Source organism: Dolichospermum sp. UHCC 0259, assembly GCF_009711935.1.
Lineage (GTDB): Bacteria > Cyanobacteriota > Cyanobacteriia > Cyanobacteriales > Nostocaceae > Dolichospermum.
In genome coordinates this window covers 1-600 of the sequence record NZ_VIKX01000047.1, presented here as the reverse complement: position 1 = coordinate 600, position 600 = coordinate 1, and the positions used below count along the sequence as shown (strand labels likewise).

2 protein-coding genes are annotated in these 600 nt (G+C 36.2%); both read right to left on the bottom strand.

Features of this window, described 5'->3' with window-relative positions; all coding sequences use genetic code 11:
* Positions 1-109 precede the first annotated feature (109 nt).
* A complete protein-coding gene (gene gvpA, locus FJR05_RS03940) occupies positions 110-325 on the bottom strand; it encodes a gas vesicle structural protein GvpA (RefSeq protein ID WP_015080752.1) in 216 nt (71 codons plus the stop codon).
* 114 nt (positions 326-439) lie between these two features.
* Positions 440-600, bottom strand: a 161-nt coding sequence (gene gvpJ / locus FJR05_RS03935) for a gas vesicle protein GvpJ (protein WP_168642895.1), incomplete at its 5' end; no start/stop codon positions are given.

Below are 600 nucleotides of genomic sequence, written 5' to 3'. Positions count from 1 at the left end.
ATTTTGCACCTTATCTCATTGTTGTTGTGAACTGTATCCCATTGGGAGAATAACTATAAAATTCTTATCTGATAGTTATTCTCTTCTGATTCTCGAATCTGCTAAATAATTAAGCAGGAACTGCTGCGGATTGAGTTAAACCAACTGCTTCTGCATATTTTAAATAGGTTTCAACGGAAGCGATAACAATCCGAGCTTCAATTGCTAGTAGTTCAATACCAACTAAAGAAACACGAACCCAAGCATCAATTACGATACCTTTGTCAAGGATTCTATCAATAACTTCTGCCAAGCTGGAGGAAGAATTGGTTTTTTCGACTGCCATTTTTCTAAGTCCTTGTTATTTTTGTTTGTGAAATTGATATTATGTAGAGAACAACTGTCAGATTTTGCTCTTCGAGTTATTCTACTATCCTATGGAAATCTACTTAATTAAGAATTAAGCAGGAACTGCTGCGGATTGAGTTAAACCAACTGCTTCTGCATATTTCAAGTAGGTTTCAACGGAAGCGATAACAATCCGAGCTTCAATTGCTAGTAGTTCGATACCAACTAAAGAAACACGAACCCAAGCATCAATTACGATACCTTTGTCAAGGA